This window comes from Mesorhizobium helmanticense (assembly GCF_003034915.1).
In the GTDB taxonomy this organism is placed as follows: Bacteria; Pseudomonadota; Alphaproteobacteria; order Rhizobiales; family Rhizobiaceae; genus Mesorhizobium; species Mesorhizobium helmanticense.
Genome location: NZ_PZJX01000040.1, coordinates 157,798 through 180,608 on the forward strand (window position 1 = coordinate 157,798; position 22,811 = coordinate 180,608).

Genomic DNA, 22,811 nt, shown 5'->3' on the forward strand with positions numbered 1-22,811 from the left:
CATGGCAACTCCTCTTGTTGTCTCCGACGTCGCCAAGAGCTTCACCATGCATCTGCGCGACGGCATCAGGCTGCCCGTTGTCGCCGGCGTCTCGTTCTCGATCCAGGCCGGAGAATGCGCGGTGCTCGGCGGTCCTTCCGGCGCCGGCAAGAGCTCGATCCTGAAGATGCTCTACGGCAACTATGCCGTCGACGAAGGACAGATCATCGTCCAGCATGATGACGGTCTCATCGATCTCGCGACAGCCAGTCCGCGCACGGTGCTTGCCGTGCGCCGGCAAACCATCGGCTATGTCAGCCAGTTCCTGCGCACCGTACCGCGCGTCTCGGCGCTTGATGTCGTCGCCGAGCCGCTGGTCGAGCGCGGCGAGGAACGCGAGATCGCGCGGGAGAAATCTCGTTCTCTGCTGGCTGAGCTCAACCTGCCGGAAAAGCTCTGGGCGCTGCCGCCGGCGACGTTTTCCGGCGGCGAGCAGCAGCGCGTCAACATCGCGCGCGGCTTCATCACCGAGCACCCGATCCTGCTGCTCGACGAGCCGACCGCATCGCTCGACGCCAGGAACCGCGACGTGGTGATTGCGCTGATCGCCGCCAAGAAGGCCGCGGGCGTCGCTTTGCTCGGCATCTTCCACGATCATGACGTGCGCGAGGCGGTGGCCGACCGCATCATCGACGTGACCGCCTTCGCCGCCGGGAAAATCGCCGCATGAGCAAGAAGCTGTCGGAAGCGCCGCTGGTCCATGAGACGGCGCAGGTCGAGAATTCGACGCTCGGCCGCTGGACCGAGATCGCCGACCGCAGCCGGGTTTCGGAAAGCACGCTCGGCGACTATTCCTACATGATGCAGGACTGCGCCGTCTGGTGCGCGACGATCGGCAAGTTTTCCAACATCGCCGCCAGCGTGCGCATCAACGCGACCAACCATCCAACCTGGCGGCCGACGCTGCACCATTTCACCTACCGCGCCTCGGACTACTGGGACGACGCCGAGCACGAGAGCGAGTTCTTTGCCCAACGACGCGCCAGGCGCGTCACCATCGGCCACGACACCTGGCTTGGCCATGGCTCGACCATCCTGCCCGGCGTCACCGTCGGCGATGGCGCCGCGGTCGGCGCCGGGGCTGTCGTGTCCAGGGATGTCGCCCCGTACACGATCGTCGGTGGCGTGCCGGCCAGACCGATCCGCGAGCGCTTCGACCGCCGCACGGCGGAACGCTATCAGGCGCTGGCTTGGTGGGACTGGGATCACGCCCGGCTGCGCGCCGCGCTCGACGATTTTCGCGCGCTGGAGGCGGAAGCCTTTCTGGAGAAATACGGCGGATAGGTCATCACCACATTGTCACGGGCGGGCTCCCTTTCATATCCCTGACACATGACTCGGACAGGACGCGGTCTTTCCCTGGAGATCGCCATGCTCGACAAGCCAAGATCCTCGCTCACCGGATTTTTCGAAGGCACCAACCCGACCCCTCCGGTGCATCTCGGCAGGCGCTACGACACCTCAGGTAATTTTCTCAACGAGCCCGGCAACACCGTTGTCTGCCATCTCGTCAACGGCTCGCCGTCTGAGGCAGTGGTGGTCGAAGTGCGTGAGCGGATGCGCGCCATGCCCGATGCCGACCGGCTGGCCTTCACGCCGGTCTCCAGCCTGCACATGACCCTGTTCCAGGGCATCATCGAATACCGCCGCAGGCTTCCCTATTGGCCGGCGGATGTGCCGCTCGACACCAGCATCGACGACATGACCCGCCTCTATCAGGAACGCCTGAACGGCTTCGAAGGTCGCGATGCCTTCAAGGTCAAAGTGATCGATGTCGTGCCGACGGGCTTGACCGTTGCCGGCGCGAACGATGAGGACGTGCGTATCATGCGCGAATGGCGCGATGCCTTGGCAGTGCCGTTCGGATACCGGCATCCCGACCACGATGCTTACGTCTTCCACATCACGTTCGCCTACCAGATCCGTCGCCTGGCGGACGAAAAAGCGTCCGAATGGCAGGATCTGTTCGACGATTGCCTCTCGCTGTTTGCCCGGCAGGCTCCGGTGATCGAGCTGCGGCCACCCGCCTTTTGCAGCTTCAGGGACATGGAGCATTTCGAGGAACTGCTGGTCCTCGGCTGATCCCTGCATGCCGCCCAGACGGCAGGGTCTGGGTCAACTCGCCTTCCCTCTCGACGCGCCTGTGGGCGGTAACAAAACTGACATCAATCCGACACCGCAGGTTCATGCCGTTGCGCTAGCGAGGGTTAACAGACCTTCAACCGCGATTGGACTGGAGCTTACCCCATGTCAGCAACGCAAGAAATGTCAGCAACGCTCGAAATTCGCGGCGTCACGCGCCGGTTCGGCAAGAACACTGCCGTCAGCAATGTCGACATCTCGATCCCGCACGGACAGATGGTCGGCATCATCGGTCGCTCCGGCGCCGGCAAATCGACCCTTTTGCGCATGATCAACCGCCTCATCGATCCGAGCCAAGGGTCGATTTTTTTTGACGGCGCCGAAGTTTCGCGGCTGCGCGGCTCGCCGCTCCGGCGCTGGCAGCGTGACTGCGCCATGATCTTTCAGCAGTTCAACCTGGTGCCGCGCCTCGACGTGCTGACCAATGTGCTGCTCGGCCGGCTCAATCATCGATCGACCCTTGTCAATCTGCTCGGCGTCTTCTCCCGCGAGGAACGGGCCGAGGCGATCGCGGCGCTCGAGCGCCTCGACATTGCCCGCACGGCGTTGCAGCCGGCCGGCACCTTGTCCGGCGGCCAGCAGCAGCGTGTCGCCATCGCCCGCGCCATGATGCAGCAGCCCAAGGTAATCCTCGCCGACGAGCCGATCGCCTCGCTCGACCCGCTCAACGCCAAGGTGGTGATGGATTCGCTGCAGGATATCAATCTGCGCGAGGGCCTCACCGTCGTCACCAATCTGCACACGCTGGATACCGCGCGCACCTATTGCAACCGCATCATCGGCATGGCCGCCGGCAAGGTCGTGTTCGACGGCCCGCCCGAAGACCTCAACCGCGAGGCCGTGCGCATGGTCTACGGCGCCGACAGCAATGGCGGCGAAATCTCCGAGGCCATCACCTCGACCAGTGTCACCATCAAGCCAAAAATCGCCGCATCCGCCGGACCGCTCGAGCCCGCATTTCCTGGCTACTAGCTCCATGATCCCAACCAGTGGATACCGGTATACGAAAAAGATCATGGACAGGCAAAAGAGCGCCTGGATCGCCAGCCCGCGTCAAGGGCGCTGTCAAAATTCGAACGCTGCCGGCGCGATGCCGGAACCAACAGGAGAGACGCGAATGTTTAGAAAGATACTTCTCGGTGCCGTTTCCATCCTCGCCATGGCGATGGGCGCGGTCCAGGCACAGGATCTGAAGGAGTTCCGCATCGGCATTCTGGGCGGCGAGAACGAAGCCGACCGTCTGCGCAACTACCAGTGCTTCGCCGACCACATCAAGGAAGTCCTCGGCGTCGAGAAGGTTTCGCTATTCCCGGCCGCCGACTACGACGGCGTCATCCAGGGCCTGCTCGGCGGCACGCTTGACTATGCCGAACTGGGCGCTTCCGCCTACGCCAAGGTTTATCTTGAAAACAAGGACGCGGTTGAACCGATCCTGACGACGGTCCAGACCGACGGTTCGACCGGCTACCATTCGGTCATGGTCGCCCGTGCGGATTCCGGCATCAAGACGCTCGCCGACATGAAGGGCAAGAAGCTCGGTTTCGCCGATCCGGATTCGACTTCGGGCTATCTGGTCCCGGTCACTTCACTGCCCAAGGACATCGGCATGGATGTGAAAAGCTACTTCGCCTCGACCGGTTTCGGCGGCGGCCATGAACAGCTTGTCCTTGAAGTGCTGAAAGGCACCTTCGATGCCGGCACCACCTGGGCTTCCGGCGTCGGCGACTTCAAGGACGGCTACAGCTCGGGCAATCTGCGCAAGATGGTCGACAAGGGCGTCCTCAAGATGGACGATCTCGTCGAATTGTGGCAGTCACCGCTGATCCCGAACGGCCCGCTGGTAGTGCGTACGTCGATCGACGCCGGCGCCAAGCAGAAGATCACCGATTTCCTGACCAATCTTCCGCAAACCGATCCGGCCTGTTTCTCGGCGGTACAAGGTGGCGATTACAAAGGCTATTCGCCGGTTACGCCGGCGTTCTATCAGCCGATCATCGACGCCCGTAAGGCGAAGATCGGCTCGTAAGCAAACTGCCACAACGCCGCCGGGGCCATGTGCCGCCGGCGGCGTTGCCGCATCAGGGGCCGGGGATCTATCGATGAGTGCGACCGATGTTTACCGCGCGCCTGCGCTTTCACCGGAGGGAGCCACAGTCGAGCGGCACTGGCGCGACCTGACCGCCCGCCGGCGCCTTTACACGATCGGCGGCCTGGTTTTCCTGCTTCTTGCACTCTCCGGCTCGCTCTGGTTCGCCAACGAAACCAACGCCGGAAAGTTCTTCGACCGCCTTCCCCACGTCGCCGATTTTTTCACCGAGTTGAAGCCGCGCGACTGGTTCGACCCGGTGCGCGCGCTGTTCGACTTGCCGTCCCCCTATGACGATGGCAGCCTCAAATTCGACTACCCCGAAGGCCGGGTCTACCTGACCCAAAGCATCTACATTCCGGAGTATTTCCACCGGATGATCGAGACGCTGAACATTGCCCTGTTTTCGACGCTGGTGGGCTCCACATTCGGTTTCCTACTCTGCTTCCTGGCGGCAGGCAACATCACGACCAGCCGCTGGCTGCGTTTCACCACGCGCCGCTTCCTTGAAATTGTCCGCGCCTTTCCCGAAATCGTTATCGCCGGCTTCTTCCTGGCGATCTTCTCGCTTGGACCCATTCCGGCGATCCTCGCGGTCAGCATCCACACTGTCGGCGCACTCGGAAAAATGTTCTTCGAAGTGGTCGAGAATGCCGACATGAAGCCTGAAGAAGGCTTGCGGGCCGTCGGCGCCAACTGGGTCGAACGGGTATGGTTCGGCATCGTACCCCAGGTCCTGCCCAACTTCATGAGCTATTTCCTGCTCCGCTTCGAGATCAATGTGCGCGCCTCGACCATTCTCGGCGCCGTCGGCGCCGGCGGCATCGGCGAATCCCTGCGTCTTTCGATCGGCCAAGGCCATGAGGCCAAGACCATTGCCATCGTCTTTCTGCTGTTCTGCACGATTGTCGCCGTCGACCAGTTTTCGGCATGGCTGAGACACCGTCTTGTCGGCAGACAGGCGTTCGCATACGGGCGCGGAGAGTAACGCAATGAACGCCGACGCCATCAACGACATCGCCGCTCGCCATCCGGATGCATTCCGGCCATCCCTGTGGAAGCGTTATGCCACCCCGATCGGCATCCTTCTCTGCATTCTCTACACCTTCTATTGCGCGTGGTTTTTCTCGGTCGGCGCCGTTCTCGAAAAAGCGAACTGGAACCTTGCCGGCGCCTATCTCGCTGACTGGGTATCCTACGAAATCCGGCCCGACATCGAGTTCAAGGACAACCACCTGACGATCAACTACTCCCGCTTCTCCAAGCTGGGATCCAATCCAAACCCCGACTGGGTGACCAAGCAGATGGCCGTGATCGAACGGCGGGTCGACGCAGCGCCAGCACCAGTGATCGCGACCAACAAGTCGTCGCAGGATTCGTTTATGGCGCCTGGTGCGCCAACCGCTGAGAACCCGGCCGCCCCGTCAGGCCAATCGGTTCCGGCTGCGTCTGAAATAGTGCGCGAAAACGCCGTCGTGGCGGCGACCGTCGCCCTTGGCAATGGGCAGATCGCCATCACGCCAAACCTTGTCACCGTGACACGCGGCGCCGAAAGCGTCACCTTCGACATCGCCAAGAACAGTTCTGTGACGCCGCGCACACCGCTGCCTGACTGGATCGAGCAACGCAGGCCAGGCTCGACAGCCTATGTCTCGTTCGGCTTTCTCGGTCGCGCCGAGGTGCAAAATGACGAAGTGATCGCCTGGAGACGTTTTTTCGGCTGGGCCAATTTCGTGTTCGACACGAATTCGCCATTCTGGGGAAAGCCGATCAGTGAGGTCGCTTCACTGATCGTTTCCGGGGCACGCATCGACCCGTCACGGTCAAACGCAGCGCTCGCCTGGGACAACATCCTCAACAATGCCGAGTGGCAGCACGGCGACGTCTGGCTGAAACTCTTGCAAACCATCGTCATGGCTTTTGTCGGCACGGTTCTGGCCTCGATCGTCGCCTTTCCGCTCGCCTTCCTGGCTGCGCGCAACGTCACGCCGAGCCGGATAGCCAATCAGGTAACAAAGCGCTTCTTCGATTTCCAGCGGTCTGTCGACATGCTGATCTGGGCGCTGTTCTTCACGCGCGGCTTCGGTCCGGGCCCGCTGGCCGGCATGTCGGCGATCTTCTTCACCGACACCGGAACCCTGGGCAAACTCTATTCCGAGGCGCTGGAAAACATCGACGACAAGCAGCGCGAGGGCATCCGTTCGGTTGGCGCTGCGCCGGCAATGGTGCAGCGCTACGGCGTGCTGCCCCAGGTTCTGCCGGTATTCCTTAGCCAATCCCTATATTTCTGGGAATCGAACACGCGGTCAGCGACGATCATAGGCGCCGTCGGCGCCGGTGGCATCGGCCTGAAATTGTGGGAGGCCATGCGCACCAACACCAATTGGGCCAATGTGTTCTATATGGTTCTGCTGATCCTGGTCGTGGTTTTTGTCTTCGACAACATCTCTAGCTATCTCCGCCGCAAGCTGATGGGGGGCTCCCCAAACGGCAATGACGAGCGGCGCGCTCACGTGCTGCCGGCAGCTCAGATCGCCTGAGAGGAAGCCTGCGCCGCCCTAGGCGCCTGCCTTCTTCCAGCCGTTCCTGATGTGCTTGTAGCCGTCGCGGTAGACAGCCTCCGGGCTTTCCGAAAAATCGCGCCACACCTTGGTGGCCGCTGCCAGATCCTTGAGCGAGCGTCCAAAGGCTTCGATCGTCAGCCAGTCATCATAGCCGCACTTGCGGATGACCGAAAACGTCTCTTGCCACGGAATATTGCCTCGGCCCGGCACACCGCGATCATTCTCTGAAATGTGGATGTGGACGATGTTTTTCCGGTTCCGCCTATAGGCGCCGATCGGATCGGCCTCCTCGATATTGGCGTGGAAGGTGTCGTACATCGCCTTGATGTGCGACCGGTCAATGGCGTCGATATGCTCGGACAAATCGTCCATCGTATTGAACAGGTAGCATTCGAAGCGGTTGAGCGCCTCCAGCCCGATGGTGACGTCCCTCTTGCCGGCATGGTCGCCGATGGCGCGTTGCGAGGCGACCGAACGCTTTTTTTCCGCCGCTGTCGGCCCGCTGCCGGAGAAGGCGCCCAATGTCGAATGCAGCGGGCCGCTCAACGTGCTCGCGCCAAGCGCCTGAGCGCAGTCGATCGCCCATTTCATGTAGTCGATGCCGGCCTTGCGCGTTGAGCCATCGGCCGAGATCAGGTTCATCGCCGGATCGCCCATGGCCGAAACGGCGGTGCGTTCCAGCCCGATGCGGTCAAGCAGCGCGCCGAGCTTTTTGTAATCGTCCGGCGTGCCGGAAAAGATCGGGATCTCGACGCCGTCGAAACCGGTCGCCTTGATGTCCCGGAGCAGCGGCTCGTGTTTCTTCGAAACGGTCGTTGTCCACAAGAGCATGCACATGCCGATTTTCATCGACGCCCCCTCCCCCTGAGTTCTCGGTTGTTTTAGAGCTTCGTCCACGCCCCATTCTTCTTCGACGACTTCACGCAGGCCTCGATGAAGGCCATGCCTTCGACGCCATCTTCGATGGTCGGGAAGACGACATCCTTTGCCGGCTTGCCACCCTTCCTGCGCGCCGCGCGGATGGCGCGGGCCGCCTCCTGGTAGATGTTGGCGAAGCCTTCGAGATAGCCTTCCGGATGGCCTGACGGCACGCGGCTGACACGCCCCGCGACCGGCAGCGCGCCGGCGCCATTTCGGGTGAGCAATTGCTTCGGCTGGCCGAACGGTGTGTACCAGAGATAGTTTGGGTCGGCCTGCACCCATTCCAGCCCGCCCTTCGTACCGTAGATGCGCAATTTCAGCCCGTTCTCGTGGCCGGGCGCCACCTGGCTCGCCCACAACATGCCCTTGGCCGGATGCGTCTTGCCGACGGGTTTGAAGCGCAGCATCACATTGACATTGTCGTCGAGCTGTCGCCCCGGCACGAAGGCATCGAGATCGGCCGACAGCGCGTCAAGCTCCAGCCCGGAGACGAAACGCGCCAGATTGTAGGCATGCGTGCCGATGTCGCCTAGCGCGCCACCCGCACCGGCCTGCTTGGGATCGGAGCGCCAGGACGCCTGCTTCTGCCCCGTCGCCGCTAGGTCCTCGGTCAGCCAGTCCTGCGGATATTCCGACTGCACGATGCGGATGTCGCCGAGGACACCCTTGGCCACCATCTCGCGCGCCTGCCGCACCATTGGATAGGCGGTGTAATTGTGGGTGAGCACGAACACCTTGCCGGTCTTCTCGACCAAGGCGGCAAGCTTCTTTGCTTCCGCCAGCGTGGTGGCCAGCGGCTTGTCGCAGATGACATGGATGCCGGCTTCGAGAAAGGCCTTCGCCGCCGGCACATGCACATTGTTGGGCGTGACGATGGCCACCGCCTCAATGCCGTCCGGCCGCTTGGCCTCGGCCTTGGCCATTTCGGCGAAGGAGCCATAGCTACGCGCCGGGTCGAGCCCGAGTTCGGCGGCCGATGCCTTGGCACGCGCCGGATCCGACGACAGCGCGCCGGCGACCAGCACGAAATCATTGTCCATGCGCGCCGCGATCCGGTGCACGGCACCGATGAAGGCGCCCTGCCCACCGCCGACCATGCCATAGCGGATCGGGCCGCCTCCCGTTTCCGACTTCGATGCGCCGACCATGATTTTTCTCCCTCGTGTCTGAGATACCCCTCCCCCTTGCGGGGAGGGAGGCCCGAAGGGCCGGGAGGGGTCGGTTCATGCCGAGCTCTACGCCCAGCGACCCCACCCCGATCCGCTGCGCGGATCGACCCTCCCCTTGAGGGGGAGGGTAAGCCGCCTCAAATTCCCATCATGGCGCGCAGCATCTTCTTGTCGGTCGTGCCGCCGGCAAAATCGTCGAATGCCTTTTCCGTCACCCTGATGATGTGATGCTGGATGAAGGGCGCGCCTTCGGCGGCACCATCCTCGGGATGCTTGAGGCAGCATTCCCATTCCAGCACTGCCCATGAATCATAGTCATATTGGGCAAGCTTGGAGAAGATGCCGCCGAAATCAACCTGCCCGTCGCCGAGCGAGCGGAAACGCCCGGCCCGGTTGGTCCAGCTCTGGTAGCCGGAATAGACGCCTTGCCTGCCGGTCGGGTTGAACTCTGCATCCTTGACGTGGAACGCCTTGATCCGCTCGTGATAGATGTCGATGAATTCGAGATAGTCGAGCTGCTGCAGCAGGAAATGCGACGGATCGTAGTTGATGTTGCAGCGCTTGTGGCCGCCAACCGCATCGAGGAACATCTCGAAGGTCGCACCGTCGAACACGTCCTCGCCGGGATGGATTTCGTAGCCAAGGTCGACACCATTGTCCTCATAGACGTCGAGGATCGGCTTCCAGCGCTTTCCCAGTTCGGCGAACGCTTCCTCGATCAATCCCGCCGGCCGTTGCGGCCAAGGATAAAGGTAAGGAAAAGCCAACGCTCCGCAAAAGGACACCGACGCCTTGAGCCCGAGATTTTTCGAAGCCTTGGCGCCGAACTGCATCTGCTCGACCGCCCATTTCTGCCTGGCCTTCGGATTGTTATGCACCGCAGGCGGCGCGAAGCCGTCGAACTGCGCGTCATAGGCCGGATGCACCGCCACCAACTGCCCCTGCAAATGCGTCGACAGTTCGGTGATCTCGACACCGGCGTCGGCACAGATGCCCTTCACCTCGTCGCAATAGACCTGGGAAGACGCTGCTTTCTCGAGGTCGAACAGCCGGCTGTCCCAGGTCGGGATCTGCACGCCCTTGTAGCCCAACCCGGCCGCCCATTTGGTGATCGAGGCCAGCGAATTGAACGGTGCGGCGTCGCCCGCGAACTGCGCCAGAAACAGGCCTGGACCCTTCATCGTCGACGGCATCGGCATCCTCCCTCGTTGTTTGCATGACCAAGCATAGCGCCGATTGGAAGTGGGGCCAGCCCGTTTGGTGTTTTCCCGAAGACACTTGTTTGTGTCGCCATTCTGGTATTACCAAATATGGCCGAACGGTCAAGCGGCCGGACCTGCCGCCGAAGCGCCGTCAATCATCACAGAATGCAAAAATATTGTAATACATTCAACGGAGTAACCGGAGAGACAGGTTGCAGTACGCGACTTCTTGCCGTCCAGGGGAATTTGCTGTAGACCTGCCATCCAGCCCAATTGGTCGAACCAGTTAGTCGAAAAGCACTGGAGCGTCCCTGGGGAGGAATCATGCGGCGGACCTCGCTGGGGGACGGACGCGGGAAACGTGACGGGCGATTTCTGGGAAGGATAGACCATGCATCTTTCGACGCACAACTGGATGCGGGCCGAGCCGTTGGAGACGACGCTCAAGCGCATCAAGAAATTCGGCTACGAGTCGATCGAGATTTCCGGCGAACCCGAGCAGTACAAGACCAAGGAAACGCGCGCGCTCCTGAAGGAGCACGGCATTCGCTGCTGGGGCGCGGTGACGCTGATGCTGGGCGAGCGCAACCTCGCCGCCAAGGACCAGGGCCAGCGCGAACGCTCGGTGCAGTATGTCAAGGACGTGCTGACGATGGTCAGCGAACTTGATGGCGAAATCATCACGCTGGTTCCCGCGACCGTCGGCAAGGTGGTGCCGGACGGCACCGAGGAGGAAGAGTGGAAATGGGTGGTCGACGCCACCCGGGAATGCTTCACTCATGCCAAGAAGGTCGGCGTCAAGATCGCGGTCGAGCCGCTCAACCGCTTCGAGACCTATCTGTTCAACCGCGGCGCCCAGGCCCTCGCCTTGGCCGACGCGGTAAGCCCCGAATGCGGCGTCTGCCTCGACGCCTACCACATCCACATGGAAGAATTTAACGTCTATGACGCCATCCGTAAGGTGGGAAAACGACTGTTCGACTTCCACGTCGCCGACAATAACCGCTTTGCCGCAGGCCTCGGCCAGATCGACTGGCCGAAGATCGTCGCGACGCTGAAGGAGGTCGGCTATGACGGCGCGCTGACCAATGAGTTCGTCGCCCCTGTCGACCGCACGCCGGCCGCACCCTATCCCGACATGGTCGAGCGCCACCCGGTCGACATTTCGCCCGAACAGCTGAAATTCATCCAGGATCACGGCTCCAGCGTGCTGACCGAGAAATTCTACACCGACCAGATGCGCATCACCGCCGAAACGCTGCTGCCGCTGATCAAGTAGCCGATCCGATTGGGAATGAGCCCTTCCGCCCGCCGGCGGTGGGGCCGGGGATGAACATGCGCATCAAGACGGTCCAAGCCTGGTGGGTCCGCGTACCGATCGAAGCCGCGAAGCAGCATCGCAGCGACTTCGGTCAGGTGACGACGTTCGACGCCGCCATCCTGCGCATCGAGACTGACGACGGGCTGGTCGGCTGGGGTGAAGGCAAGAATGCCGCCGGTAGCGCCGGCAGCTATGGCGCCCTCGTCCACATGCTGAACCACGAAATCGGCCCGCAACTGATCGGCAGCGATCCGGCCGACATCGGGGTAATCTGGGAGAGGCTCTACAACGGCGTGCGCTACGACACCGCCGCATGTGCCGGCCACGCCATGCCGCAACTGGCGCGGCGCGGCGTCAGCGTCGCCGCCATCAGCGCCGTCGACATCGCACTGTGGGACATTCTGGGCAAGTCGCTCGGGGTCCCGGTCTGGCGGCTGCTTGGCGGCCGTAAGCTTGACCGCATGCCGGCCTACGCTTCCGGCGGCTGGGCCTCCAGCGAGGCGATCGGCGACCAATTGAAGTCCTACATCGCCAAGGGCGGCTTCAAGGCGCTGAAGATGCGGGTCGGCGCCATGGACGGCGCTCCGCACATTTCCGCTGCCCGCGTCCGCGCCGCAAGACAGACACTTGGCCCGGCAGTCGAGCTGATGGTCGATGCCCATGGCACCTATACAGTGGCGGAAGCCAAACGTTTTATCCATCTCGCCGGCGATCTCGATCTGGCCTGGTTCGAAGAACCCGTCATCGCCGACGACAAACCAGGGATGGCCGAGGTGCGGGCCTCCGGCTCCATCCCGATCGCCACCGGCGAAAGCGAAGCGACGCGCTACGCGTTCCGCGACCTCGCCACGCTCAAGGCGGCCGATATTTTCCAGCCGGACCCTGCCTTCTGCGGCGGCATCAGCGAGGCGATGAAGATCGGCACCATCGCCAGCGCCTTCAATCTGCGCTTCGCGCCTCATCTGTGGGCCGGTGCGCCCTGCTTCTTTGCCGGGCTCCATGTCTGCGCCGCCTCTCCGGCGAGCTTCACCGTGGAATACTCGCTCGGCGCCAACCCGATGATCCACGACCTGGTCGAGGAGACTGTCGAAGCAAAGGACGGTATGATAGCGATCCCCGAGAAACCCGGACTGGGGTTCACCATTTCAGAGCGGTTCCTGGAGGCGCACGCGCAACGCAGTTGACAATGAAAGAAAAGAACCTTCTGGCCGAGCTCGCCGCTTATCTGTTCTCCCACTCCGACAAGGGGACGGGCCGGACGCCGTCGGAGCGTGAACTGGCCGAGCATTTCGCCGTCAGCCGCGGCCAGATCCGCGAGGCGCTGGCCATCCTCGAAGCCATGCGCATCGTCGAGCGCCGCGCCAAATCCGGCATCTATATCGACACCAAGCAGGCCAGCGTCGAGGCGATGGCGCTGTTCGCACGGGCCGGCCTGCCGCTTGATCCGGTGCGGATCTATGAAACGGTCGAATTGCGCAAGATACACGAGATCAAGGCGGCGGAACTGGCCTGTTCGCGCGCCACGGAGGAGAATTTCGAGCGGCTGCGCGAGATTCTGAAAGCTTCGGAGGAGCGCATTGCGGCCGGCGAAGGCCTCGCCAAGGAGGACCGCGAGTTTCACCTCGAGATCGTGCGGGCGACCAAGAACAGCGTCTTTCACAATGTGTGCAGCGTCTACTACATGATGGGCCAGCAGCGGTTGCCGATCTATTTCAACGATCCCGAGCGCAGCCTGCGCTCGCATGCCGAGCACATCCAGATCTACGAGGCGCTGCTGCGCCGTGACGGCAACCTCGCCCAGGCGCTGATGAGCGCCCATCTGCAAGGCGCGGAAAGCTACTGGAAGGGCCTGATCGAAGGTGGCGGGACGGAACCTCAGAGCCCGGCGCTGGAACAGGTCTGACATGCCCAAGATTCTGTCGACGCACACGTTGCACCCGCGCGCTTCCGCCATGCTGACCGGCGCCGGTGACCTCGTTGTCGCCTCCGCCCTCGACGCCGCCACGCTGGCCGCCGAGGCGCGCGACGCCGATGTCATCATCGTTCGCGCTCCACTGCCATCAGCGCTCTTCGAAGGGGCGAACAAGCTCAGGGCCGCGATCCGCCACGGCGCCGGCCTCGACATGGTCCCGATGGAAGCGGCGGCCGCCGCCGGCGTGCTGGTGGCGAACGTACCGGGAGTGAACGCGCGGTCCGTCGCCGAATACATTATGTTCGCGGCCCTGGCGTTGCTTCGACGTTTCCGCGTGCTGGATCGTGACTTGCGCACGAAAGGCTGGCTGGCCGGTCGCGAGCACACCGTGGTGGCCAGCGAACTCGCCGGCAAGACGATCGGCATTGTCGGCCTCGGCGCCATCGGCCAGGCGGTCGGCCATATCGCGGCACATGGCTTCGGCCTCGACGTGGTGGCGGCGGCGCGCAGCATGCGGCCGGCGCCGGACCGGGTCGGCTTGCTGTCGATTGATGCGCTGGTCGAACAGAGCGACATCATCGTTCTGTCCTGCCCGCTGACACCGGAGACGCGTGGCCTGATCAACCGCGAGCGTATCTCTCGGATGAAGCCGGATGCCCTGCTGATCAATGTTTCGCGCGGACCGGTGATCGACGATGACGCACTGATCGAAGCGCTGAAAAAGGGCCGCATCGGCGGCGCCGCGCTCGACGTCTTTGCGACGCAGCCGCTGCCGCCGGATCATCCTTATTTCAGCTTCGACAATGTCATCGTCACCCCGCACATGGCGGGGATCACCGAGCAATCGATGATGCGCATGGGCACCGGCGCGGCGGCCGAGGCCTTGCTGGTGCTGGCCAACAAATTGCCGGTCAATCTGCGCAATCCCGAAGTGGTCGAGCACTACCGGCGACGCTTTCCGGCCGACACATAACCCATCGCGGTTTCGCCCTAATTCTCCGCGACGTTGCAACCATGTCCGGTCTTCGCCTCGCTCTTCTGACTGTTGCCGCTTGTTTGACCTGCGCATTGCCCTCGCTCGCTGCGGCCAAGAGCAGTTATGTCTATTGCGACAACGGCCTGCGCTGCGTCATGGCCCCCTGCCCGTCGAACAGCGCGCTTGATCTCGCCACCGGCAAGGTCGTCAATGGCGTGTCGATCGACATCGATCACTTGCCGCAGGAGGACAAGGCGCTTTCCGACAGGCTCTACGCCGGCAAGCTCGTCATCGTCGGCTCCATCGAAACCCGGGCCCGGACCTTCAACGGCAGGCAATACACGCTGCCCTGGCTGGTCGCGACCGGCATCGAACGCACGGCCAAGGACAGCGAACGCAGCCACTGTTCATCGCGCTGACCCTTCACATCATCAGCCGACTAATCAACAGCCAAGCAATGCTTCAATTTCGGCAGCGATCCGCAGCAGATACCGGTCGTGGCCATTGCGCGACACCAGCATCAGCCCGGCCGGCCGCGCGGTCCCTGGCATCGGCAATGAGATCGCGCAGAGATCGAACTGGTTGACGACCTGCGTGTTGCGCAGCAGCAGACCTTCAGTGCGTTCACGCAGATCGGCATTCTCGGCCATCGAAACAATGGTCGGCGCCGTCACCGGTGTGGTTGGCAGCGCCAGCACATCGACCGACGCCAGCCGCTCGTCCATGGCGGCGCAGAGTGCCGTGCGACGGCGCAGTGCCCTGATGTAAACCGGCGTCGGTATTGTGGCGGCCCGCGACAATGGCTCGCTCACCCATGGGTCGACGGGCACCGATGCGCCCGTCACCAGCCAGTCGGCATGGATTTCGGCGCCTTCCATGGCAGCGATCGATGCCCGCTTGGTGGCGGCACGCAGATCGGCAAGCAGGTCGTCGATCGATACATCCGCCAGGCGCGCGCCTGTCTGCTCGATCCTGGCGAGGCTGCGATCGAATGCCGTGGCGACCTCGCTTTCGGTGTCTTCGAAAAGCAGGCCGCGCGGGATGCCGACACGAAGTCCCGCAAGCGCAAGCGGTACAAGGGCTGCAGGTTCCTCGCCCACCATCACCGCGTCGGCCGCGGCACATTCGGCGACGGAGCGGGCGAGCGGGCCGATGGAGTCCAGCGTGGCGGAGAGCGGGAAAGCGCCACTGAGCGGCACGCGCCGCGCCGTCGGCTTGAAGCCGACGACGCCGTTCAGCGACGCCGGAATGCGCACCGAGCCGCCAGTATCGGAGCCAATGGCGATGTCGCTGGTGGCCTCGCCGGCCGAAACGCCGGCGCCGGAGGACGAGCCGCCCGGGATCAGGCTGGCATCGACCGCGTTGCCAGGTGTGCCGTAGTGCTGGTTGTCGCCGATCGCGGTGAAGGCGAATTCGGTCATGTTGGTCTTGCCGATGATGACCGCGCCGGCCTGCCGCAACCGGCTGACGATGACGGCGTCCCGCACCGCCGGCGCCGTGGTGGCCAGCAGCAGCGAACCGGCCGTGGTCGGCTCGCCAGCGACATCGAAGAGATCCTTGATCGAGACGATGGTGCCGTCGAGTGGGCCCAGCCTCACTCCTGCCCGCTTGCGCGCATCGCTGGCGTCGGCGGCGGCCCGTGCGGCTTCGGCATAGAGCTTGGTGAACACGCGTTCTTCACCGGCACGAGCCGCAAGGCGCGCCAGCAAGCTTTCGATATGATCGCGCACGGATTGCATTTTCGGTGTCGGACTCCGGACGTCTTGAACGTCTTTCAGGCAGCGGCCAACGTCTGGCGTGCGCGAAAGGCATAACCCGGCGCGGGCGAGTTTGCACCTGTCGAAGCGACGAAAGAGGAAATCCGATGCACTACAGAGGCAGCTGCCATTGCGGCAAAGTGGCATTCGAGGTGGAAGGCGAGCTTGGCGGAGCCGTGCGCTGCAATTGCTCGATCTGCTCTCGCAAGGGCGCACTGTTGTGGGCCGTGCCGTATCAGAAATTGCGGCTGCTGGCTTGGGGCGATGATCTCGGCCGGTATACGTTCGGCAAGGGCGGCATCGCGCATCGCTTCTGCCGCACCTGCGGCATCCACCCCTTCGCCGAGGACGTCGGCGAAGGGAGTGAGCGAAGCGCTTATGTCAACATCAATTGTCTGGACGGCCTCGACCTTGCCGCGGTGGAAGTTTTCGACTTCGACGGCAGCTCGGCTTAGGCTCTTTCGGACTTCGGCCCGAGCAGGAACGTCGCCAATGCCGCCAGCAGCGTCGCGATACCGCAATAGGCGAAGGCGCTGGCCACCCCTGCGTGATCGACCAGCAATCCACCGAAGACGGCGCCCAACGCGATCGCCACCTGGAAAGTGGCGACCATCAGCCCACCGGCGCTCTCGGCCTGGTCGGGAGCGGCGCGCACCAGCCAGGTCTGCAGCCCGACCGGCACCGCGCCGAAGGCAAAGCCCCAGGCGGCGACCGCCACTGCCGCCACTACTGGCGAGGCGCCAAGAACGAGCAGCAGCAGCGCCGACAACGCAATCAGCAGAGGCGCCAGGCCGACGGCTGCCTTGAGGTTGCGCTCGGCCATGAAGCCGCCGGCGAAATTGCCGAAGAACCCACCGATGCCATAGGCAAGCAGCACCAGCGAGATCGTCTCGATATCCAGCGCCGGAACCTTCTCGAGAAATGGCCGGACATAGGTGAAGCCGGCAAAGTGCCCCGAGGCGACCAGCAGCACCACCAGAAGTGCTGCCCTGATCGTCGGCCGCTTCATCACCTCGAGCAAGGTACGAAAACTGGCAGCGCCCGCCGGCGGCAATCGCGGAATTGTGGCGATCTGCACCAGGAGCGCCAGGGCGCCGACCACGGCTGCGATCATGAAGGCGGTGCGCCATCCCCAGATGTCGCCGACATAGGCGCCAACCGGGGCCGCGGTAACAGTGGCGACCGAAACGCCGGTGAGGATGATCGACATGGCGCGCGGCATCAGCCGCATCGGCACGAGCCGCATGGCCATCGCCGCCGACATCGACCAGAAACCGCCAAGGGCGACGCCAAGCACGACGCGGGCGGCCAGAAGCACGGGAAGCGACGATGCGAAGGCCGCGAGCAGGTTCGAGACGATCAGCAGCACGGTCAGCCCCCACATGACCAGCCTGCGGTCGAGCCGCTTGGTGACGATGGCCATGGTTGGCGCCGCGATTGCGCCAACCACCGCTGTCGCCGTGACGGCTTGCCCGGCAGCACCTTCGGTTATGCCGAGATCCTGCGCCAGCCGCGTCAACAGGCTGGCGGGCAGGAATTCGGCGGTCACCAGGCCGAACACGCCAAGCGCCAGCGATACCACCGCCCCCCAGGCCGGCTCGGCTCGTTCTTCGGATTCGGAGGCGTCGAGAACAGCGGCGTCGATGATGACTGTGGCGGGTTCGGTCATGGTGGGATCTCCGGTCTGGTTGCAGCGCCACATAGGAAATGACTGGCTCAGGCTCCACCCGTTACATGCTTCAACGGGCGCGCTGTCAGTCCGGCTGGGTTGCGGCGCAACATTTGGCTGCACTGCAACATGGGAGTGACGGGTTGGAGTTTCCATGCTATAAACACCGAAATGAATTACAATTCATCCAAAACAACGCTGGCCACTTCCGGCGATCCGCTGACCGACATGCTGCGTGGCCTGCGCCTTGATGGCGTCGACTATGGACGCTGCGTGTTGGGAGAACCCTGGGCGGTGTCCTTTCCTGCTCAGAAGGCGGCCCGGTTTCACTTCATTGGCCAGCAGGGCTGCTGGCTGTTCGCTCCGGCGAAGGAATGGGTCGAGCTGTCGGTGGGCGACGCGCTCCTGATCCCGCGCGGCGACGAGCATGTGCTAGCCAGCGCGCCGGGCGTGCCTCCGGTGCCGATCGGCCGCTACACGATCGAGCCGGTCTGCGAGAACATCTATGACGTTTCGAACGAGTGCGGGGGCCCCAAGACCCTGCTATTCTGCGGCAGCATGCATTTCAACCTCGACGGCTCGCACCCGTTGCTCGACATGATGCCGGACTTGATGCAGGCGCATAAGCTGATGGCGAACGCGCCGGGCATCCAGCATCTGCTTGATGCGATGGCCGGCGAGGTGACGATGGATCGGGTCGGATCAGGCGGCATTCTGGCGCGCCTCGCCGACGTGCTGGCGGCGACGATCATTCGCTCCTGGGTGGAGAATGGCTGCGGCGACGCGACCGGATGGATCGCGGCGGTCAGAAATCCCGATATCGGCAAGGTGCTGGCGGCCATTCATCTGCAGCCGGAACGCGAATGGACGGTCGAAGCCCTGGCGCGGATGATGGGGGCCTCACGCTCCGCCTTTGCCCAGCGCTTCGCCACTGTGGTCGGCGAGACGCCGGCCAGATATGTGCTGCGCGTGCGCATGCACCAGGCCCGCCAATGGCTGGCCCGCGACAGGATGAGGGTTTCCGTGGCGGCGGCGAAACTGGGTTACGATTCGGAAGCGTCTTTCAGCCGCGCGTTCAAGCGGGTCATCGGCGTGGCGCCGAGCCATCTGCGCAACACCGGCGGCGACGACGCGTCCTAATTTAAGCCCGGAGGATTTGCCAAGTCTTTTGGACGGCGCGTCATTGCCCGGCGACGTCTCGTGAATAATCTGGCAAGCGGAGGAACCCGCTATGGCCGATCATTCTCTACTGCTTGCGCTCGCCGCCCTGTCCTTCGTTCCCGGGCAGGCATTCGCTCTTGAAGACAGCTACCTGCCGGCCGGCAATATCCCCTATGTCGCTGAAGCGCCGGACCAGCCGCAACGCCTCGGCGCGCTCTGGGGCGAACGGGCCAAGGGCCCGGCGGGAACCCTGCTCAAGGTCCCCGGCAACTGGCGCGCACCGGTTCACGCGCACACCGCCGACTATCGCGCCGTGGTCATCCAGGGGCTATGGGCGCATTGGCAAATGGACGGCGGCGAGGCCACCAAGGTCGAGCTTCCTCCCGGATCCTACTGGACCCAGAAAGCCAATGAGATGCATGACGACGCGTGCCTCTCGGACACCGAGTGCGTGATCCTCTTGATCAACGACGCACCTTACGAGACCTATCTGCAGAAGTAACGGACGCCCGCCTCATCCCGCGTGGCGCAGATTGATGCCGCTGCCCTTGTCGAACAGCACCACCTTGTCCGGGTCCCAGGCAAAGCGCACCGGCTGCTCGATCTCGACATCGGTCCTGGCCGGCACCGTGGCGCGCAGCATGGCGTCGCCGACCCGCAGCGTCAGGATCTTCTCGACGCCATGGTTCTCGACATCGTGGACGCGCGCTTCCACCGGCGCCCCGCTCTCGAGATAGACATCCTCGGGACGAATGCCAAAGACGAGCGGGCGACCGTCGGTCGCACCGCTTGTCTTGGCTCTCCCCTCAAAAGGCAGTTCGAAATTCAGCGGCGCCATCACCGCGCGGCCGTTGACGAGCTTGCCGTCGATCAGGTTCATCGGCGGCGAACCGACGAAGCTAGCCACATAGGTGTCGCGCGGATTGTTATAGATCTCATACGGCGTGCCGGTCTGGACGATGCGGCCATGGTTGAGCACGCCAACCTTGTCGCCCATCGACATCGCCTCGATCTGGTCGTGCGTCACGAACAGGAAGGTCGCGCCGAGCTGCATCTGCAGGTTCTTCAGCTCGGTGCGCAGCGCCTCACGCAATTTGGCGTCGAGCGCCGACAGCGGCTCGTCCATCAGGAACACGCGCGGCTTGCGCACGATGGCGCGGCCGATGGACACGCGCTGCATCTCGCCGCCCGAGAGACGGTCGGTCTTGCGGTCGAGCAGATGTTCTATCCGCAGCGTCCGGGCGGCACGATCGACACGATCCTTGATCTCGGCGTCGGGCAGCCGGCGGATTTTCGGCTTCAGCGGAAATTCGAGATTTTGGCGCACCGTGTAGCGCGGATAGAGGGAGTATTGCTGCAGAACCAGCGCCACGTCGCGCTCGGCCGCACCCCAGTTGGCGACATCGACGCCGTCGATGAAGACCTGACCTTCGGTCGGCTTCTCCAGGCCGGCGATCATGCGCAGCGTTGTCGTCTTGCCGGCGCCCGTCTCGCCGAGCAGCACGAAGAACTCGCCGTCGCCAATGTCGAGATTAAGCCCGGTCAATGCGGTGTGATTGCCGAATGTCTTCGAGATGTTCTTGAGCTGGATATGGGCCATCAGAGTCTCACCCCCAGCGACTTGCCGCTCGCCTTATCGAAGAAATGCGTCTGGGCCGGATCGATCCTGGCAAAGACCTTCACGCCGGGCCCGCTGATAAAACCGCTCTTGGTGCGGGCACGCAGCATCTGGGAGCCGACCTTGAGGTCGACGATGTCGAAGGATCCGAGCGGCTCGACGATCTGCGCCTCGACCGGCAAGAAGCCATCGGCGGCTTCGCGGCGAACGATGACGCCTTCCGGCCGGATACCGAGCGCAAGTTTGTCGCTGGCATGGCCGTTGAGCTTCGACAGCAACGCACCCGGGAATTCGAAGCCGGTGGCTGCTCCGCCGACCGTCACCGAGGCGGACGAGGCTTTTTCCGCCACCGCCGCGTCGGCGACGTTCATCACCGGGCTGCCGACGAACTGCGCAACGAACAGATTGGCCGGCCGCGAATAGACCTCGTCCGGCGAACCGACCTGCTGCAGCACGCCTTCATGCATGATGACGATGCGGTCCGCGAGGCTCATCGCCTCGATCTGGTCATGGGTGACATAGATGGTGGTCGAGCCCTGCTTGATGTGCAACCGCTTGATCTCGGCCCGCATCTCCTCGCGCAGCTTGGCATCGAGTGCCCCGATCGGCTCGTCCATCAGCATCGCCTTGGGACGCCGCACCAGTGCCCGGCCAATGGCGACGCGCTGCATGTCGCCGCCCGACAATGCCGACGGCTTCTTCGCCAGCAGATCCGATATCTGCAGCGTCTTGGCGACCGAGCGCACTTCCTGGTCGATCTCGGCCTTGCTCTTGCGCGTCGCCCTCAGCGGAAAGGCGATGTTCTCGTAGACGCTCATATGCGGATAGAGCGAGAACGATTGGAAGACCATGGCGATGTCGCGGTCAGCGGCCTTGAGATGCTGGACCGGCTTGCCGTCGATGAGGATATCGCCGCCGTCGATCGTCTCCAGCCCCGCGATGGCGCGAAGCGTCGTCGTCTTGCCGCAGCCCGACTGGCCGAGCAGCACGATGAACTCGTTGTCGTCGATCTTCAGGTTAAGGTCCTTGATGACCTGGACGGCGCCGAAATACTTCTGGACACCGCGAAGCTCGATCTGGGTCAATGCTGTGCTCCCGGATGTGCTGCCCCGGGATTTGCTACCTGCCCGGTACCGGCTTTTTCCTCCGGCGCGATCTTCGACGTGATGTTGAAACCGATCAGGCCGATCAGGATGATGGTCACGCCATAGCTGTGCAGCAGCATGTTCCACGGCTGGCAGAGCGCGATGATGCCAAGCACCATCAGCACCTGGCTGCCGGGCTCGAGATATTTCTGATTGATGGCGCGAAAGCTCATTTGCGGATCGCTCCGAAGGACATGCCGCGCAAGAGATGGTTGCGGAGCAGGAAGGTGAAGATCGCGACCGGCAGCAGGAACAGGAAGGTTCCGGCGGCTATCACCGTCCAGTCAGGCAGGCCGGAACCGACCTGGCTGGGGATGAAGGGCGGTGCTGTCTGGGCGCGGCGGTTGGTCATGATCAGCGCGAAGGCATATTCGTTCCACGCCGTGATGAAGCAGAACACGGCGGTGGCGGCGATGCCGGTGGCCGCCTCCGGCAGCACGATCTTGAAGAAGGCCTCCATGCGCGTATAGCCGTCGACAAGGGCCGCCTCCTCATACTCCTTCGGAATCTCGTCCATGAACCCTTTCATCAGCCAGACCGAGAAGCTGAGGTTGAAGGCGGTGTAGAGGATGATCAGGCCCCAATGCGTGTCGTTGAGACCGACGACCCGGTACATCAGGAACATCGGGATCGCCACCACCACTGGCGGCAGCATGCGCGTCGACAGGATGAAGAAGAGCAGATCCTGCTCCCCCTTCACCTTGAAGCGCGAGAAACCGTATGCGGTGAAGGTGCCCATGCCGACGGCCAGGACGGTCGAGGTTATGGCGACGATCAGTGAGTTCATGAAGCGGCTCGGATAACCCGACCACTGCACCTCGCCCCTGCCTGAGCGCACCACCTTCTCGCCGCCGTCGAACACCAGACGCTCCCACCACGGGGCGGCGGCGTATTGTTCCGGCGTCGGCGCGGTGCGCAACTGCGACCGTTTGGTGAAGAGCTTCACGAAGGGTGATATCTCGGGCTGGAACACCACCGTCGGCGGAATGGTGGTGGCAAGGTTGCGCGGCTTGAACGCCGTCGAGGCTATCCAGTAGATCGGCGCCAGGAAGATCATCGTGATGATCAGCACACCGACAATGGCGAGCTTGTTGAGCGAACGCTCGGTAGAGGTGGTGACAGCGGCCAT

At 63.3% G+C, this 22,811-nt stretch carries 24 protein-coding genes; 15 read left to right on the forward strand and 9 right to left on the reverse strand.

Features of this window, described 5'->3' with window-relative positions:
• The first annotated feature begins 1 nt into the window (after position 1).
• The 7 genes from phnL to phnE (C9427_RS22230) all read left to right on the forward strand — a co-directional run bounded on the left by phnL (position 2) and on the right by phnE (C9427_RS22230) (position 6,807).
• The gene (gene phnL, locus C9427_RS22200) at positions 2-709 is read left to right on the forward strand and encodes a phosphonate C-P lyase system protein PhnL (RefSeq protein ID WP_107651224.1); all 708 of its coding nucleotides are present in this window, start codon (positions 2-4) and stop codon (positions 707-709) included.
• Positions 706-1,323, forward strand: a complete 618-nt coding sequence (locus tag C9427_RS22205; RefSeq protein WP_107651225.1) for a DapH/DapD/GlmU-related protein — start codon at positions 706-708, stop codon at positions 1,321-1,323. The genes phnL and C9427_RS22205 overlap by 4 nt, the downstream gene beginning before the upstream one ends.
• An 87-nt stretch (positions 1,324-1,410) precedes the next feature.
• Positions 1,411-2,121, forward strand: coding sequence for a DUF1868 domain-containing protein (locus C9427_RS22210; RefSeq protein ID WP_107651226.1), 711 nt, complete (start codon positions 1,411-1,413; stop codon positions 2,119-2,121).
• Between the two features lie 165 nt (positions 2,122-2,286).
• A complete protein-coding gene (gene phnC, locus C9427_RS22215) occupies positions 2,287-3,153 on the forward strand; it encodes a phosphonate ABC transporter ATP-binding protein (protein WP_107651227.1) in 867 nt (288 codons plus the stop codon).
• Positions 3,154-3,298: 145 nt separating this feature from the next.
• Complete coding sequence (gene phnD / locus C9427_RS22220; RefSeq protein WP_097577229.1) at positions 3,299-4,207, forward strand: phosphonate ABC transporter substrate-binding protein; 909 nt, start codon at positions 3,299-3,301, stop codon at positions 4,205-4,207.
• Between the two features lie 73 nt (positions 4,208-4,280).
• Complete coding sequence (gene phnE, locus C9427_RS22225; RefSeq protein WP_107651228.1) at positions 4,281-5,255, forward strand: phosphonate ABC transporter, permease protein PhnE; 975 nt, start codon at positions 4,281-4,283, stop codon at positions 5,253-5,255.
• Positions 5,256-5,259: 4 nt separating this feature from the next.
• Positions 5,260-6,807 carry a phosphonate ABC transporter, permease protein PhnE gene (gene phnE, locus C9427_RS22230; protein WP_107651229.1) on the forward strand — a complete coding sequence of 516 codons (1,548 nt, stop codon included), beginning with the start codon at positions 5,260-5,262 and terminating at the stop codon, positions 6,805-6,807.
• 18 nt (positions 6,808-6,825) lie between these two features.
• On the opposite strand, the gene C9427_RS22235 is transcribed toward phnE (C9427_RS22230), so the two are convergent.
• From C9427_RS22235 to C9427_RS22245, 3 genes are all read right to left on the reverse strand, one after another.
• The gene (locus tag C9427_RS22235) at positions 6,826-7,680 is read right to left on the reverse strand and encodes a sugar phosphate isomerase/epimerase family protein (RefSeq protein WP_107651230.1); all 855 of its coding nucleotides are present in this window, start codon (positions 7,678-7,680) and stop codon (positions 6,826-6,828) included.
• Between the two features lie 32 nt (positions 7,681-7,712).
• On the reverse strand, positions 7,713-8,900 hold the full coding sequence (locus C9427_RS22240; RefSeq protein WP_107651231.1) for a Gfo/Idh/MocA family protein: 1,188 nt from the start codon (positions 8,898-8,900) through the stop codon (positions 7,713-7,715).
• A gap of 158 nt (positions 8,901-9,058) precedes the next feature.
• The gene (locus C9427_RS22245) at positions 9,059-10,114 is read right to left on the reverse strand and encodes a sugar phosphate isomerase/epimerase family protein (RefSeq protein WP_107651274.1); all 1,056 of its coding nucleotides are present in this window, start codon (positions 10,112-10,114) and stop codon (positions 9,059-9,061) included.
• Between the two features lie 400 nt (positions 10,115-10,514).
• On the opposite strand from C9427_RS22245, the gene C9427_RS22250 reads away from it, so the two are divergent.
• The 5 genes from C9427_RS22250 to C9427_RS22270 all read left to right on the forward strand — a co-directional run bounded on the left by C9427_RS22250 (position 10,515) and on the right by C9427_RS22270 (position 14,751).
• The gene (locus C9427_RS22250; protein WP_107651232.1) at positions 10,515-11,402 is read left to right on the forward strand and encodes a sugar phosphate isomerase/epimerase family protein; all 888 of its coding nucleotides are present in this window, start codon (positions 10,515-10,517) and stop codon (positions 11,400-11,402) included.
• Positions 11,403-11,458: 56 nt separating this feature from the next.
• Positions 11,459-12,628 (forward strand): mandelate racemase/muconate lactonizing enzyme family protein, encoded by a 1,170-nt coding sequence (locus tag C9427_RS22255; RefSeq protein ID WP_107651275.1) that lies wholly within the window; start codon positions 11,459-11,461, stop codon positions 12,626-12,628.
• Between the two features lie 2 nt (positions 12,629-12,630).
• Complete coding sequence (locus C9427_RS22260; RefSeq protein ID WP_107651233.1) at positions 12,631-13,347, forward strand: FadR/GntR family transcriptional regulator; 717 nt, start codon at positions 12,631-12,633, stop codon at positions 13,345-13,347.
• Between the two features lies 1 nt (position 13,348).
• Entirely contained in the window at positions 13,349-14,329 is a 981-nt protein-coding gene (locus C9427_RS22265) for an NAD(P)-dependent oxidoreductase (protein ID WP_107651234.1), read from the forward strand.
• A gap of 95 nt (positions 14,330-14,424) precedes the next feature.
• Entirely contained in the window at positions 14,425-14,751 is a 327-nt protein-coding gene (locus C9427_RS22270) for a hypothetical protein (RefSeq protein WP_245437133.1), read from the forward strand.
• Positions 14,752-14,775: 24 nt separating this feature from the next.
• Here the strand turns inward: C9427_RS22270 and C9427_RS22275 are convergent, their stop codons facing one another.
• The gene (locus C9427_RS22275; protein WP_107651236.1) at positions 14,776-16,071 is read right to left on the reverse strand and encodes an amidase; all 1,296 of its coding nucleotides are present in this window, start codon (positions 16,069-16,071) and stop codon (positions 14,776-14,778) included.
• Positions 16,072-16,196: 125 nt separating this feature from the next.
• Here C9427_RS22275 and C9427_RS22280 point away from each other — a divergent pair, with 125 nt between their 5' ends.
• Entirely contained in the window at positions 16,197-16,544 is a 348-nt protein-coding gene (locus tag C9427_RS22280; protein ID WP_107651237.1) for a GFA family protein, read from the forward strand.
• Here C9427_RS22280 and C9427_RS22285 read toward each other — a convergent pair.
• The gene (locus C9427_RS22285) at positions 16,541-17,758 is read right to left on the reverse strand and encodes an MFS transporter (protein WP_107651276.1); all 1,218 of its coding nucleotides are present in this window, start codon (positions 17,756-17,758) and stop codon (positions 16,541-16,543) included. The genes C9427_RS22280 and C9427_RS22285 overlap by 4 nt on opposite strands.
• 171 nt (positions 17,759-17,929) lie before the next feature.
• Between C9427_RS22285 and C9427_RS22290 the strand changes: the two genes are divergently transcribed.
• Both C9427_RS22290 and C9427_RS22295 read left to right on the forward strand, forming a co-directional pair.
• On the forward strand, positions 17,930-18,898 hold the full coding sequence (locus C9427_RS22290; RefSeq protein ID WP_107651238.1) for an AraC family transcriptional regulator: 969 nt from the start codon (positions 17,930-17,932) through the stop codon (positions 18,896-18,898).
• Between the two features lie 91 nt (positions 18,899-18,989).
• A complete protein-coding gene (locus C9427_RS22295) occupies positions 18,990-19,421 on the forward strand; it encodes a DUF4437 domain-containing protein (protein WP_107651239.1) in 432 nt (143 codons plus the stop codon).
• Positions 19,422-19,433: 12 nt separating this feature from the next.
• On the opposite strand, the gene C9427_RS22300 is transcribed toward C9427_RS22295, so the two are convergent.
• The 4 genes from C9427_RS22300 to C9427_RS22315 are packed head-to-tail and all read right to left on the reverse strand — an operon-like array spanning position 19,434 to position 22,811.
• Positions 19,434-20,519, reverse strand: a complete 1,086-nt coding sequence (locus C9427_RS22300) for an ABC transporter ATP-binding protein (protein WP_107651240.1) — start codon at positions 20,517-20,519, stop codon at positions 19,434-19,436.
• Positions 20,519-21,622 carry an ABC transporter ATP-binding protein gene (locus C9427_RS22305; RefSeq protein ID WP_107651241.1) on the reverse strand — a complete coding sequence of 368 codons (1,104 nt, stop codon included), beginning with the start codon at positions 21,620-21,622 and terminating at the stop codon, positions 20,519-20,521. The genes C9427_RS22300 and C9427_RS22305 overlap by 1 nt, the downstream gene beginning before the upstream one ends.
• Positions 21,619-21,855, reverse strand: coding sequence for a hypothetical protein (locus C9427_RS22310; RefSeq protein ID WP_107651242.1), 237 nt, complete (start codon positions 21,853-21,855; stop codon positions 21,619-21,621). The genes C9427_RS22305 and C9427_RS22310 overlap by 4 nt, the downstream gene beginning before the upstream one ends.
• A complete protein-coding gene (locus tag C9427_RS22315; RefSeq protein WP_107651243.1) occupies positions 21,852-22,811 on the reverse strand; it encodes a carbohydrate ABC transporter permease in 960 nt (319 codons plus the stop codon). Before C9427_RS22315 ends, C9427_RS22310 begins: the two co-directional genes overlap by 4 nt.

Excerpts from the sequence above, each read along its gene's own strand:
- phnL (WP_107651224.1), top strand. The coding sequence starts at position 2 with ATGGCAACTCCTCTTGTTGTCTCCGACGTCGCCAAGAGCTTCACCATG.
- C9427_RS22205 (WP_107651225.1), top strand. The coding sequence starts at position 706 with ATGAGCAAGAAGCTGTCGGAAGCGCCGCTGGTCCATGAGACGGCGCAG.
- C9427_RS22210 (WP_107651226.1), top strand. The coding sequence starts at position 1,411 with ATGCTCGACAAGCCAAGATCCTCGCTCACCGGATTTTTCGAAGGCACC.
- phnC (WP_107651227.1), top strand. The coding sequence starts at position 2,287 with ATGTCAGCAACGCAAGAAATGTCAGCAACGCTCGAAATTCGCGGCGTC.
- phnD (WP_097577229.1), top strand. The coding sequence starts at position 3,299 with ATGTTTAGAAAGATACTTCTCGGTGCCGTTTCCATCCTCGCCATGGCG.
- phnE (WP_107651228.1), top strand. The coding sequence starts at position 4,281 with ATGAGTGCGACCGATGTTTACCGCGCGCCTGCGCTTTCACCGGAGGGA.
- phnE (WP_107651229.1), top strand. The coding sequence starts at position 5,260 with ATGAACGCCGACGCCATCAACGACATCGCCGCTCGCCATCCGGATGCA.
- C9427_RS22235 (WP_107651230.1), bottom strand. The coding sequence starts at position 7,680 with ATGAAAATCGGCATGTGCATGCTCTTGTGGACAACGACCGTTTCGAAG.
- C9427_RS22240 (WP_107651231.1), bottom strand. The coding sequence starts at position 8,900 with ATGGTCGGCGCATCGAAGTCGGAAACGGGAGGCGGCCCGATCCGCTAT.
- C9427_RS22245 (WP_107651274.1), bottom strand. The coding sequence starts at position 10,114 with ATGCCGTCGACGATGAAGGGTCCAGGCCTGTTTCTGGCGCAGTTCGCG.
- C9427_RS22250 (WP_107651232.1), top strand. The coding sequence starts at position 10,515 with ATGCATCTTTCGACGCACAACTGGATGCGGGCCGAGCCGTTGGAGACG.
- C9427_RS22255 (WP_107651275.1), top strand. The coding sequence starts at position 11,459 with ATGCGCATCAAGACGGTCCAAGCCTGGTGGGTCCGCGTACCGATCGAA.
- C9427_RS22260 (WP_107651233.1), top strand. The coding sequence starts at position 12,631 with ATGAAAGAAAAGAACCTTCTGGCCGAGCTCGCCGCTTATCTGTTCTCC.
- C9427_RS22265 (WP_107651234.1), top strand. The coding sequence starts at position 13,349 with ATGCCCAAGATTCTGTCGACGCACACGTTGCACCCGCGCGCTTCCGCC.
- C9427_RS22275 (WP_107651236.1), bottom strand. The coding sequence starts at position 16,071 with ATGCAATCCGTGCGCGATCATATCGAAAGCTTGCTGGCGCGCCTTGCG.
- C9427_RS22280 (WP_107651237.1), top strand. The coding sequence starts at position 16,197 with ATGCACTACAGAGGCAGCTGCCATTGCGGCAAAGTGGCATTCGAGGTG.
- C9427_RS22285 (WP_107651276.1), bottom strand. The coding sequence starts at position 17,758 with ATGACCGAACCCGCCACAGTCATCATCGACGCCGCTGTTCTCGACGCC.
- C9427_RS22290 (WP_107651238.1), top strand. The coding sequence starts at position 17,930 with ATGAATTACAATTCATCCAAAACAACGCTGGCCACTTCCGGCGATCCG.
- C9427_RS22295 (WP_107651239.1), top strand. The coding sequence starts at position 18,990 with ATGGCCGATCATTCTCTACTGCTTGCGCTCGCCGCCCTGTCCTTCGTT.
- C9427_RS22300 (WP_107651240.1), bottom strand. The coding sequence starts at position 20,519 with ATGGCCCATATCCAGCTCAAGAACATCTCGAAGACATTCGGCAATCAC.
- C9427_RS22310 (WP_107651242.1), bottom strand. The coding sequence starts at position 21,855 with ATGAGCTTTCGCGCCATCAATCAGAAATATCTCGAGCCCGGCAGCCAG.
- C9427_RS22315 (WP_107651243.1), bottom strand. The coding sequence starts at position 22,811 with ATGGCCGCTGTCACCACCTCTACCGAGCGTTCGCTCAACAAGCTCGCC.